We start from the raw sequence: 12700 nt of genomic DNA, 5'->3' as shown, positions 1-12700 counted from the left end.
GTTTTCCCCCTATCCCAAGGCCACACGACCGGCACGGTCAAGCCGGGCCGAAAGCCACAGCAGCGCCATCACGATCAGCAGGACCACGGTCGCCAGCGCCGAGCCCAGCGGCCAGTTGAGCGCCGCGCCGAACTGGCTTTGCAGCAGGTTCGCGACCATGGTGCCGTCAGGGCCACCGACCAGAACCGGAGCGACGAAATCGCCGAAGGCCAGGCAGAAGGTGACGGTGGCGCCCGAGATCACGCCGCCGGCTGACAGCGGCAGGATCACCCGCAGGAACGTGCCGAACGGCCGCACCCCCAGGTCCTCCGAGGCCTCGATCAGGTTGCGCGGGATGTTTTCCAGCGCGGCAAACACCGGCATCACCACGAAGGGGATGAAGATATAGGTCAGCGTGATGACCATCGACCATTGGTTGTAAAGAAACAGGCTGATCGGCTGGTCGATCACCCCCAGCCATTTCAGCGCCGAGTTCAGCGCCCCGTCGGTGCCGAGGATGGTCTTCCAAGTATAGGTGCGCAGCAGATAGGACACCCACAGGGGCACGATCACCAGCATGTAGAGCAAGGCCCGCAGCCGCTCGGTCTTGATCACGAAGACCAGGTAATAGGCCAAGGGATAGCCCAGGCAGGTGGCGGCCAGCGTCACCAGCGCCGCGATCTTCGCGGTGCGCAGAATGACGGTGTAATATTGCGGGTCCGAAAAGAGTTGCAAGTAATTGCCGAACTGGAAATCCGGCACGAACAGCGGGAATTGCCGCGTCCAGAAGCTGATCGCCACCATGATGCCGTAGGGCACGATCAGCAGAAGGAAGGCCCAGCCCACCGGCAAGGCGAAAAGGCCAAGGACCGGCAGCGCCGAGCGGCGCGCGAGGACGGATTTGCCTCTCATTTCGCGACCTCGTCGGCAAAGAGCAGGATGTCGGCGGCGTCGATATGGAAGGTTACCGGCGAACCCGGTCCAAGGTTTTGCAGATCGCGCAGCGCCGCCCGCGGCACTTCGGCAAAGATCGGGGCGGCAATGCCCCTGGGGGTGAATTCGATGCGGATGCGGTCGCCGCGGAACAGCACCTCGAGCACCCGTCCACTGATCGCATTCGGGCCATCGCCCAAAAGCAGGTTGTCGGGCCGGAGGCCGATCAGCACCGCCGCGCCTTCGGACAGGCCCGCCACCGCGTGACCCTCGCGCTGCACTTCCGCTTGACCTTGACCCAGCGCCAGCCGGTCGCGACCCCTGTCGCGGCCTTTCCAGACCCCTTTGACAAGGTTAGCCCCACCGATGAAATCGGCGACATAGGGGTTGGCGGGGCTGTCATACAGTTCTTCGGGCTTGCCGGTCTGGCAGATCTGGCCGGCCTGCATCACCACAACCCGATCGGACAGCGCCATCGCCTCGCCCTGGTCATGTGTCACCATCAGGAAGGTGATGCCCAATTCACGGTGAATCCGCTTCAGCTCGACCTGCATGCCTTCGCGCAGCTTGACGTCCAGCGCCGACAGCGGCTCGTCCAGCAGCAGGACGCGCGGACGGCGGGCGATGGCGCGGGCCATGGCGACGCGCTGGCGCTGCCCGCCCGACATCATCGCAGGGCGGCGGTCGGCGAACTTGCTCAAGCCCACCAACGCCAGCGCATGTTCGACCCGGCTCGACACCTCGGCCGGCGACAGGTTCGCGCCGCGCACGGTCAGGCCATAGCGGATATTCTGCGCCACGGTCATGTGCGGAAACAGCGCATAGTCCTGAAACACCGTGTTCACCGGCCGGTCAAAGGGTGCGGCATAGGTGGTGTCGCGACCGTCGATCAGGATGCGCCCGGTCGAGGGAAACTCGAACCCGCCCACCATGCGCAGGGTCGTGGTCTTGCCGCAGCCCGAAGGGCCCAGCAGGGTGACGAATTCGCCCTCGTTCAGCACAAGGTCGGTCTGGCCCAGCGCCTGCACCGCCCCATAGGATTTGCTGACGCCTTCCAGCGCCACGATAGCTTTCCTGTTCATTGGAAATCCCCGTTGTCGTTGGAGGACGACGGCGCAACCAGCCGTCGTCCGGGTTCGGCGGCGATTACGGGGCGGCCTTCACCGCGTTCCAGACCTCGATATATTTGTCGAGCCGGGCGGGCTGCTGCCACATCACCAGGCTTTTCACGAAGTCGATGTTGCCGACCTGACGTTCCTTCTTGGTCGCCTCGTCCATGCAGGCCGCAACTGCGCCGGGGTTGACCGGGAAGTATCCGGTCGACGCGGCAAGCGCGCATTGGCCTTCGGCTGACTGCATGTAGCTGATGAACTTCATCGCGCATTCCTGGTTGGGCGTGCCCTTGACCAGCATCATCGAATCCATCCAGCCTTCGGATTTTTCCTTGGGGTTGAACTCGGCCACGGTGAAGCCCTTGTTCAGGCCATTGACCTCCTTGAAGGTCAGCCCAGTCCAGGCATTCGAGACATAGACCTCCTGATTGGCCATCAGCTCGGTCAGCTCGCCCGCCGAGGCCCAGTATTTCCGCACCAGCGGCTTCTGTTCGATCAGCTTGGCCTTCACCGCCTCCAGCTGTTCGTCGGTCAGATCAAAGATGTTTTCATAGCCCAGATAGCGCGCCGCCCAATAGATTGCCGACTTGTCGTCCCACATCGAGATCTTGCCGGCATAGGCCGGATCGAACAGCACGGCGATCGAATCCGGGGTGCCGGGCACCATGTCGGGGCGATAGATCAGCGAGACCGAGCCCCAGATCAGCGGCACCGCCCAGGTGATCCCATCGAGGTTCAAGGCCGGGCTTTGCGAGAATTCCGGATAGATCCCGGCGTAGTTTTCCACTGCCGCCGGGTCGATCGGATCGACGAAGCCCGCCTGCGACAACAGCGGCACGGTGTCGCTTGAGGGGGTGATGATGTCATAGACGCCACCGCCCGCCGCCAGCTTGGCCGCGAAATCGTCGTTCGAACCGACATAGGACGCGGTGATGTTGCAGCCGCTCGCCTCGGCGAAGGGCCTGGTGATGGTTTCGGGGGCATAACCTTCCCAGGTCAGGATGTTCAGATCCTGCGCGGCGGCGGCATGGGCCATGGCGACGAGGCCAAGGGCAAAGGGGGCTAGGCGCTTTCCGGCTTTCATGTTTCGGTCTCCTTGTTGGGTGGATAGAGGTTGCGCGACGTTTTCCGGATCAGGGTCGCCACGTCGATTCCCAGCGCTCTGGCGGCGCTTCTCTTGCTGCGGTGAAGCGCAAGCGCGCTTGCGATCACCCAGTCCTCGAAGGACTGAACTTGCTCCTTGAGCGAGGCGCCTGTGTGTTCCGCACCCGGCCCGCGCAGGTAATGGGCGGGATCGGGCGGGGACGACTGCGCGGTGAAATGCTCTGCGGTGGCCGTGGTCTCGGCCAGAACGCCCGCCTGACCGACAATGTTTTCCAACTCGCGGATGTTGCCGGGGAAATCATGCGCCCGCATCCGCGCCAGGAAACTGGGCGACAGGCTCAGCGGGCGGTCGCGCCTTGCGTTGAGGCGCGACAGCAGCCGCTGCATCACCGCCTCCCGCATGGCCGGTTCATCCCGCAGCGCCGGAAGGTGCAGCGTGGCGCCCGACAGGCGAAAGCGCAGATCGGCACGGAAGGGCGGCAGGTCGGGGCCGGTGGCTTCCAGCGGTCGGCTGGAGGTCGCCACCAGCGCCAGTGCCAAGGGCCGCGCTGCCGGCCCCGGCCCGCGCCAGGCCCCCGGCGCTTCCAGCATGGCCAGCACCCGCGCCTGCAAGGCCGGCGACAGATCGTCGACCCCGTCCAGAAACAGTGTACCGCCCTCGGCCTGGGCGACATAGCCGCGGCTCCAGGCTTCAGCGCCGGGCGCAGGCAGGCCGCCGAACATGTCGCGGTCGAAATTCTGTTCGGTCAACTGGCGGCAAGGCACATGTACCAGCGGAAATGTCGGGTCGCTGCCCAGAAGATGGCTGATCAGCGCGGTCTTGCCGGTTCCGGTCTCGCCCAGGATCAGGGTCGCCAACCCGGCCGCCAAGGCCTTGCGGGCCTGATCCCGCACCACCTTGTATTCGCCCTCGAAGACCAGATCGCCCGCGCCCACTTTGGCCGTGGCAAAGCGGAATTCCCGCTCGGCCCCGCCCGCCGCCTGTTCGCGCAGCACCAGCAGACCGGCATAGGGCGGCCCGTCGCCGCTGCGCAGCAGCGTCAGGCCAAGGCTTGCGGGCTTGCCTGAAGGCGTGATGAATTCCCCCTGATGGCGCTGCAAGCGCGCCAGCGCGGCGGCGGTGTCGCGCATGATCTCGCCGCAGCTGCGCGCCAGACGCGACAGTTCGGTTCCCAGCAGATCGGCGCGACTGGCGGCCACCAGCCGTTCGAACGCCAGATTGACCATGCGGATGCGGCCGTCCCGCTCAACCAGCGCCACCGCATCGGGCAAGGCATTGAGGAACAGCGCGAAACCCGGATCATCCAGAAAGACCGGGCGACTGCGGAAGGTGCCGGGCCGGTCGGCACGTTGGGCGGGATAGAATTTCATTTCGATCCCCCCACCCGGCGCAGGGGTTTCGCCTGCACACTCTGACGGCAGGCGGAAATCACCAGCCGCCCCTCTGCCCTCTCGGTCAGGGCCGAGCGCAAGAGCCAGATTTCGCCCTGCCGCTCTTGGCTCGGCAGGTGCAGCGGGATCATGTCGTCATTGCCAAGAACCGCCATTTCGCGCAGCCGTCGCACCGTTTCCGCCGAGAAGCCCGCCGCCTCCAGCGACTGCCCCAGTTGCAGACCGGCACCCAGCATCCGTTCGGCCGCGGGGTTCACCGCCAGCACCCTGGCTTCCTGTCCGACAACAATGACCGGGTCCGGCAAGGCGGTCAGAATGCTTTCCATCTCCGAAGCCTGACTGGCCAGATTGTCCTCGCGGGCGCGCTCGGTGCTGATGTCGCGCACCGTGCCCCACATCCGCAGCAGCTGCCCGTTCTCGACCCGCGCCCGGAACGAGTTCACCACCAGCATTTCCGAACCGTCATGGCGGTGGTCGATGGCCACCGCCCCGTCCAGCGTATAGCCCGCGCGCACCAGATCGCGCACCATCGCGCGGTTCACCGTGGTCTCGGGGAAATAACGCGACACCGGCTGGTCGTGAAAGTCGACGCCCTCGGGCAGTTGGTAAAGCTTTGCCATCGCCGGATTGCAGGCCCGCCAGCAACAGGCGTTGCGGAAGAACTGGTCGATCACCGAGTCTTCGGTCAGGCTCAGATCGACCGGCTCCTGATATTCGATGCACCAGAAGGCCTCGGGGGCGGTGCCCAGCATGGCCGACAGGATTTCCGCCTGCGCCATCAATTCGGCGGCATAGGCGCCGGAAGGTGCCGCCAGCAGCGCGATACGCACCACGACCAGCCCGGCCTGCCGGGCCAGAACCACCATCGCCGGCAGGGCGGGCCGCCCCGGCAGCGGCAGCATGTGCTGCGCGATTTCGGTCTGGGCAGTGCCGTCGAGGAAGTCGCGGATCAGCCGGGCAGTCGCTTCCGGCAGCAGGGTCTCCAGCCTGTGCGCGGCTTCCGCCGACCGGTCCAGCAGCCGGCAGAGCCCGGCGTCGGTCTCAAGAATGCTGCCATCCAGATCCACGGCCAGTGCGAGGACCGTGAAGGCGGTGGCATCCGGGCCGCCGGATTGCGGCGGGAAAGGTGGCGCGACGGGGGACATGATGGGGTGATCTCCAAGCAAGGGAACAGTGGCACCCGCAGAAACTCGGGCGTGGGAAACCACAGTTTGCTGGAAAAATTTCTGAATTTCGATGCGAGATCGCTGCATTTGCTGCGCCGATGCAGCGCTTTTGCCCTGCAGATCCGTCAACTCGAGGGGCGCGGCCGAATCATCCCGGGCCGATGGTCAGTCCCGGTCCAGCCTCACGACATCAGGCACTGGCAAGGTCAGACGCGACATACGGGCGGCACGGCAGGACGCCCGGCACCGATGACATCCGTGTCGGTCGACGGGAACAGGGGCCATCGTCCGACACGCGCCCGAGTGCTTTCGTAAAATTCGAGGGGATCGCCAGCCACGACTTGCCCGGCGTCGACGCTGCCAATCGTGATCGTTTCTTCAAAGCCCATTTCGTCCTTGTCCCGCCCGCCGCTCCGGGGGCCATCGTCGACAATGATCAACCGGTCTCGTTGCTCGACCGAAATGCAAGGTTACGCGTGCGATCAGAGAATGGTACGAAGCCCAGCCTACCTGGTCCCCATGTGGTGGTGCCGCTCACCTCGTGCCGGTACTCTGGGCCCCTAAGCTTCGCTCTAAGAACCTGGGTGGCAGCAGTGACGTTCGAGGTGAACGGCGTCTATGTCCCGTTCGCGATGATTGCCGCGAAACACGGCACTTCCCCAACGCCAGAAGTTCCGGTAATGTTCACGCGCCCGCTTGCGAATACCGAGTACTGCCATGTGCAACATCTACTCTCAGACCAAGTCGCAGGACGCCATATGTCAGGAATTTGATGATCTGGTGGATGACGGCGAGGTGCTGGAGGATGTGACGGGCAATCTGCCATCTCAGCCCGGCATCTATCCTGACCATGCCGCCCCGATCCTGCGACGGAGCGCGACCGGGCTGCGCCTGTCCATGGCGCGCTGGGGGATGCCGACGCCGCCGCAGTTTCTGGACGGCAAGCGGACCGACCCCGGCGTCACCAACATTCGCAATCTGGCCTCGCCGCACTGGCGGCGCTGGCTGGGGGTGGAACAGCGCTGCCTTGTGCCCTTCACCAGCTTTTCCGAATTCGACAGCCGACCGGGCGCGCCGCGCAACCATCCGGTCTGGTTCGCACTTGGGCAGGATCGGCCGCTTGCCTGTTTCGCGGGCATCTGGACCGATTGGACCTCGGTGCGCAAGCTGAAGGAAGGGCCGGTGACGGCAACGCTGTTCGGCTTCCTGACCTGCGCGCCGAACCGCGAGGTGGAACGCATCCACCCCAAGGCGATGCCGGTGATCCTGACCCGGCCCGAGGACTGGCGGCGCTGGTTGATCGCACCAATGGCGGAAGCCCTGACCCTGCAGCGCCCCCTGCCGAATGGCGAGCTGGAGATCGTCTCGGAAGGCGCGCGTGAAGATGCTGCATGACCTGCGCCATAGACCCGTGGGTGTTGACCCGCTGACCCTTGCCCCGCGCCGGATGCATGAGGCGGGTGGGCGGGGGTGTCGGGCCTTTGCGCTGTTTCAGGCGATGCGCCATGCCGGGCCGGTGGTCTGGATCCTGCCGGACCATGTTCCCGAACGGCCGCTGCTTGCCGGGCTTCCGGAAGGCCTGGGGGAGAGGCTGATCCTGCTGACGCCAAAAGGTCAGACCGATCTTCTCTGGTCGGTCGAGGAAGCCTTGCGCACGATGCCCGTTGGTCTGGTGATTGCCGAGCCTCGGGAGGCTCTGTCGCTGACCGAGGGCCGCCGATTGCAACTGGCCGCCGAGGCGGGGCAGACCGTCGGATTGATGCTGATCCGTGACGGGACAGGCTGTGCTGCGACCGAGACCCGGTGGCATTGTGAACCGGCTTGCGGCCCGCCGGACTCGACTCTGCACCAGTGGTCCCTTAATAAGAACAAAAAGGGAACTACTGGCGATTGGATGATCGACTGGAATGGCGCGTCGGCTGCTTTCCATCTGGTTTCTGCGGCTGGCGAGCGACACCAGCCTCAGGAGACGCCCCGTTGAGGGGGCCTTTGCCCTGACCCTGCGGTCGGGCAATTCCGATCATCTGCATTGTGTGAATACGGGCGCGCTGGCGCGGGGCCTGCACCGGGGGATGTCCTTGGCCGATGCGCGGGCGATCTGCCCCGACATTGCGACCCGTCCTGCAGATCTGGCGGGGGAAGCGGCAGCACTGTCGGCCCTGCGCCGTTGGGCGCTGCGCTATGCGCCGATAGTGGCTTGCGATGGCAGTGACGGGCTGATCGCAGATATTTCCGGGGTCGCACATCTGTTCGGGGGGGAGGCCGAGATGCGCGCCGATCTGCATGCAAGGCTGGAGCGGGCGGGTTTGGCCGCCACCAGCGCCATCGCGGGCACCAGGGGGGCGGCTCATGCACTTGCCCGGCACGGCGGCGGCATTGTCGCGGACGGGGCACTGACGCAGGGCATCGGGCAGTTGCCGGTGGCCTCCCTGCGGATTGATCATGAGACGGCGGAGGGGCTGGCGCGGGTTGGCCTGAACCGGATCGCTGACCTGCTGCCCTTGCCCCGCGCGCCCTTGGCAAGGCGCTTTGGTCAGGGTCTGATCCTGCGTCTGGATCAGGCGCTTGGCGTGCAGCCGGAACCCGTGTCGCCAGAAGCCGAGGCCCCGCATTTCGGGGTGCGGATAACCCTGCCGGAACCGATTGGCTTGCAGTCCGATGTAATGGCGGGGCTGGGACGCCTGCTGGATCGGCTTTGTGCCCATCTGGCGCTGCACCATCAGGGGGCAAGGCGGGTTCGGCTTGAACTGTGCCGGGTGGACCGAGGCACGGCCCAAGTCGAGATCGGTCTGGCGCGCCCCATGCGGGATGCGGCGCGGATCGCGGCCCTGTTTGCGCGGGGCGTGGAGGAGATCGACGCTGGCTTTGGCATCGACGCCCTGCGTCTGACGGCACCTGTCACGGAACCTCTGGCCCCGGAACAGATGGGGGCGGGGCCGGTGCAGCGGGGCGAGGATGCGATGGCTGATCTGGTCTCGCGCCTTGGCAACCGGATCGGCTTTGACCGGGTGCTGCGTCTGCACCCGGCCGAGAGTTGCATTCCCGAGCGCAGCTCGCTCATGGTGCCCGTCGCCTATACCGCGCCCATGCCATCACCGCCGCGGGGCGGTCCGATGCGCCCCGCGATCCTGTTTCCGCCCGAACCCGTGCAGGTAGGCGCGGGCAATCCCCCCGCCCTTTTTCGCTGGCGGCGGATGACCCTGACCAGCCTGCGCGCCACCGGTCCCGAGCGGATCACCCCGGAATGGTGGTTTGATGATCCGGCCTGGCGCACGGGTCTGCGCGATTACTGGCGGATCGAGACGCGTGAAGGTCCACGTCTGTGGCTCTTTCACACGCCGCAAGCTGGTGGGCTGACCATGATAGGCGACTGGTTCGCGCAAGGAGAGTTCGCATGACCCCCTATGCCGAACTTTGTGTGACATCGAACTTTACCTTTCTGACCGGGGCGTCCCACCCTGAGGAACTGGTCACCCGCGCTGCGGAACTGGGCCTGTCTGCCATTGCGATCACCGACCGCAATTCGGTGGCCGGGGTGGTGCGGGCGTTTTCCGCGCTGAAAGAACTGACGCGCATACGGGAAGCGGCACTCGCCACGGCTCAGGCCGTGCCGGACGGTCCGGTGATCCGCTCCCAACGGGTGACCGATCATTCCAGCCGACAGACAGTGCCGCATTTCACGGGCGAGACAGTTACCCCGATGATGAACCCTGCCCCCTTGCCCCGGCTGATTCCCGGCGCGCGGCTGGTGCTGACCGACAGCCCCATCGAATGGCTGGCTCTGCCCCGCGACCTTGCCGCTTGGTCGCGGCTGACCCGGCTCTTGTCGCTTGGCAAGCGCCGGGCACCGAAAGGCGACTGCCACCTGACCCGTGCCGATCTGGTCGAATGGGGGGCGGGGATGATGCTCATCGCTTTGCCGCCAGACCCGATGGAACCCGGTCCTTCCCCCCGACCCGATCTGCTGGCACTGTCCCGTCGCTTCCCCGGCGACTGCTTCCTTGGCGCTGCCCCGCAATATGACGGACGCGATCAACCGCGCCTGGACCGGCTCTCTGCCCTCTCCCAATCCACCGGCCTGCCGCTGGTCGCCCTCGGCGATGTGCTGATGCACCGCGCCGCCCGTCGCCCGCTGGCCGATGTGCTGACCTGCCTGCGCCTTGGCGTCACCATCGACAATATCGGCAGGCATCGTCTGACCAATGGCGAGCGCCGGTTGAAGTCGGGCGCCGAGATGGCCCGGCTCTTCCACCGCTATCCGGCTGCCCTCCGGCGGAGCATCGAGATCGCCAATGCCTGTACCTTCCAACTTTCCGACCTGCGCTATCAATATCCCGACGAGGCAAAGGACGGCGAACCCGCGCAAGACCGGCTGGAACGGCTGACCCGCGACGGCCTGCACTGGCGCTATCCCGACGGACCACCGCCGAAGATCATCCACCGCGTCGAGAAGGAGCTGGCCCTGATCCGGGAGGTCGACTACGCGCCCTATTTCCTGACCGTGCATGACATCGTCACCTTTGCCCGAGGGGAGGGTATTCTCTGTCAGGGCCGGGGATCGGCCGCCAATTCGGTGGTCTGCTATCTGCTGGGCATCACCGAAGTGCCCCCGGAAAGCATCACCCTGATCTTCGAACGTTTCATCAGCAAGGAACGCGGCGAACCGCCGGATATAGACGTCGATTTCGAGCATGAGCGTCGGGAAGAAGTCATCCAGTGGATCTATAAACGCTATACCCGCGAACGCGCCGGGTTGACCGCCACGGTGATCCATTTCCGCAGCCGCGCCGCCATCCGTGAGGTCGGCAAAGTCATGGGCCTGAGCCAGGACGTGATCGCGCGCCTTGCCGGTCAGATCTGGGGCTGGTCCTCCTCCGCTCCCGGTGCGGACCGCCTGCGCGATGCCGGGCTGGACCCGACCGACCGGCGGGTCGGCCTCGCCACGGAACTCATCGGCCAGATCATCGGCTTTCCGCGCCATCTGTCGCAGCATGTCGGCGGCTTTGTCATCACGCGCGGGCGGCTGGATGAGCTTTGCCCCATCGAAAACGCCGCGATGGAGGACCGCACCATCATCGAATGGGACAAGGACGACATCGACGCGCTTGGCCTGCTGAAGGTCGATGTTCTGGCCCTCGGGATGCTGACCTGCATCCGCAAGGCTTTTGGTCTTTTGCAGGATCATCGCGGGATCAGGATGGATCTGGCGACACTGAAGCCGGATCATGGGCAGGAGACGCAGGACAACCCCGAATATATCCAGCGGGAACAAGTCTATGACATGCTCTGCCGGGCCGATGCTGTGGGCATCTTCCAAGTTGAAAGCCGGGCGCAGATGAATTTCCTGCCAAAGATGCGCCCTCGGGAATCCTACGATCTGGTGTGCGAAGTGGCCATCGTGCGTCCCGGCCCGATCCAGGGCGGTATGGTGAACCCCTTCATCAAGCGCCGTCAGGGGTTGGAACCAGTCGAAGACCTCGGCCCCGCCATGATGGAGGTGCTGGGCCGCACCTATGGCGTGCCGCTGTTTCAGGAACAGGCCATGCAGATTGCCGTTGTCGCCGCCGGCTTCACGCCTTCCGAGGCTGACCGCCTGCGCCGATCCCTCGCCACTTTCAAGCGGATGGGAACCATCGGCGATTTCCGGGACCGTTTCGTCTCTGGCATGCTGGCACGCGGCTATGACGCGGATTTCGCCGCCCGCTGCTTTGCACAGATCGAGGGCTTCGGCTCCTACGGCTTCCCCGAAAGCCATGCCGCGAGCTTCGCCCGGCTGGTCTATATCTCGGCCTGGCTCAAATGCCATCATCAGGCGGTCTTCACCTGCGCGCTCCTGAACTCCCAACCAATGGGTTTCTATGCCCCCGCCCAGCTGGTTCGTGACGCCCGGGATTGCGGGGTCGAGGTCCGCCCCGTCTCGGTCAATCACTCCGAATGGGACTGCACCCTTGAACCCCACACGGATGGACAACTGGCCCTGCGGCTGGGCTTCCGCCAGATCAAGGGGATGCGCGAGGACGACGCCGACTGGATCAAGGCGGCGCGGGGCAACGGCTATCCCGATGTCGAAAGCCTGTGGCGACGAGCCGGGATCAAGCCCGACACTCTGGAACGACTGGCCGAGGCGGATGCCTTCACCCCCTTGGGCCTGAGCCGCCGCGAGGCGCTCTGGGCCGCCAAGGCCCTGCGCGGCCCGGCACCGTTGCCCCTGTTCGGAACCGATGGCGAGGGCAGCGAGGAACCCGCAGTTCACCTGCCGCAGATGACCCTGGGTCAGGAGGTGATCGAGGATTATCTGTCGCTGCGCCTCTCCCTGCGCGCCCATCCGATGGAACTCCTGCGCCCCTGCCTGCCGGAAAGCCTGCCGCATGACCGGCTGCCCCAAGCCAAAGGCCGCATCACCGTCACCGGCCTCGTCATCACCCGCCAACGCCCCGGCACCGCCTCGGGCGTGATCTTCCTGACGCTGGAGGATGAAACGGGTGTGTCGAACGTCGTGATCTGGCGCAGGGTCTATGAAGTCTTCCGCAAGGCCGTGATCGCCGGGCGGCTTGTGCGGGTCACAGGCCGCATCGAACGCGATGGCCCGGTTGTCCATCTGATCGCGGAAAAGGTCGAGGATGTCTCCCTCCTGCTATCCACCCTCGGCCGTCCCGTCCTGATCGAGGCAAATGATGGTCGCGCGGACGAGACCAGACGCCCGGCAGGTGGAAGTATGCGAACCACTGCCCATCACCCGAGGGAACAGGCGAAGCGGCTGTTTCCGAGCCGGGATTTTCATTGAGGGAGAAACATAGCGCCGAAGCGGAGGACGGCAGAAGTCCGCTACGGCGGATGCGGTTGGCTGGTTCGCGACCGCTGACCAACCGGCAGGTTTAGAAGATTGGGCCCTAGGGTCAGGACCCATTGATTATCCGCTCGTGCCGTGATTCAGCCTCCGGAAGGAGACCGATCAATGAGCAACCTTTTCTGGCTGAGCGAGGCGCAGATAGCGCGGCTGCAGCCCTTCTTCCC

General features: G+C 65.3%; 10 protein-coding genes. 4 read left to right on the top strand and 6 right to left on the bottom strand.

Translation table 11 applies throughout. The features are described from left to right. Positions 1-9: 9 nt before the first annotated feature. The 6 genes from G4Z14_RS04165 to G4Z14_RS04140 form a co-directional block, all read right to left on the bottom strand. On the bottom strand, positions 10-891 hold the full coding sequence (locus tag G4Z14_RS04165; RefSeq protein ID WP_164623530.1) for an ABC transporter permease: 882 nt from the start codon (positions 889-891) through the stop codon (positions 10-12). Next, positions 888-1994, bottom strand: coding sequence for an ABC transporter ATP-binding protein (locus G4Z14_RS04160; protein WP_164623529.1), 1107 nt, complete (start codon positions 1992-1994; stop codon positions 888-890). Before G4Z14_RS04160 ends, G4Z14_RS04165 begins: the two co-directional genes overlap by 4 nt. Positions 1995-2058: 64 nt before the next feature. Further along, positions 2059-3108, bottom strand: coding sequence for an ABC transporter substrate-binding protein (locus G4Z14_RS04155; RefSeq protein ID WP_227751530.1), 1050 nt, complete (start codon positions 3106-3108; stop codon positions 2059-2061). Next, on the bottom strand, positions 3105-4499 hold the full coding sequence (locus G4Z14_RS04150; protein ID WP_164623528.1) for a sigma 54-interacting transcriptional regulator: 1395 nt from the start codon (positions 4497-4499) through the stop codon (positions 3105-3107). The genes G4Z14_RS04155 and G4Z14_RS04150 overlap by 4 nt, the downstream gene beginning before the upstream one ends. Then, positions 4496-5665, bottom strand: coding sequence for a PAS domain-containing protein (locus G4Z14_RS04145; protein ID WP_164623527.1), 1170 nt, complete (start codon positions 5663-5665; stop codon positions 4496-4498). The genes G4Z14_RS04150 and G4Z14_RS04145 overlap by 4 nt, the downstream gene beginning before the upstream one ends. Before the next feature lie 227 nt (positions 5666-5892). After that, the gene (locus G4Z14_RS04140) at positions 5893-6126 is read right to left on the bottom strand and encodes a hypothetical protein (protein WP_164623526.1); all 234 of its coding nucleotides are present in this window, start codon (positions 6124-6126) and stop codon (positions 5893-5895) included. A 277-nt stretch (positions 6127-6403) separates the two neighbouring features. Between G4Z14_RS04140 and G4Z14_RS04135 the strand changes: the two genes are divergently transcribed. The 4 genes from G4Z14_RS04135 to G4Z14_RS04120 are packed head-to-tail and all read left to right on the top strand — an operon-like array spanning position 6404 to position 12470. Continuing rightward, positions 6404-7081, top strand: coding sequence for an SOS response-associated peptidase (locus G4Z14_RS04135; RefSeq protein ID WP_164623525.1), 678 nt, complete (start codon positions 6404-6406; stop codon positions 7079-7081). Continuing rightward, positions 7071-7667 (top strand): ImuA family protein, encoded by a 597-nt coding sequence (locus G4Z14_RS04130; protein WP_164623524.1) that lies wholly within the window; start codon positions 7071-7073, stop codon positions 7665-7667. The genes G4Z14_RS04135 and G4Z14_RS04130 overlap by 11 nt, the downstream gene beginning before the upstream one ends. Next, positions 7594-9084, top strand: a complete 1491-nt coding sequence (locus tag G4Z14_RS04125) for a Y-family DNA polymerase (protein ID WP_164623523.1) — start codon at positions 7594-7596, stop codon at positions 9082-9084. The genes G4Z14_RS04130 and G4Z14_RS04125 overlap by 74 nt, the downstream gene beginning before the upstream one ends. Beyond that, the gene (locus G4Z14_RS04120; RefSeq protein ID WP_164623522.1) at positions 9081-12470 is read left to right on the top strand and encodes an error-prone DNA polymerase; all 3390 of its coding nucleotides are present in this window, start codon (positions 9081-9083) and stop codon (positions 12468-12470) included. Before G4Z14_RS04125 ends, G4Z14_RS04120 begins: the two co-directional genes overlap by 4 nt. Positions 12471-12700: the final 230 nt, after the last annotated feature.

The sequence above is a fragment of the Tabrizicola oligotrophica genome, from assembly GCF_011008935.1.
Taxonomy (GTDB): Bacteria; Pseudomonadota; Alphaproteobacteria; order Rhodobacterales; family Rhodobacteraceae; genus Tabrizicola_A; species Tabrizicola_A oligotrophica.
This window is presented reverse-complemented; position numbering and strand designations above follow the sequence as displayed.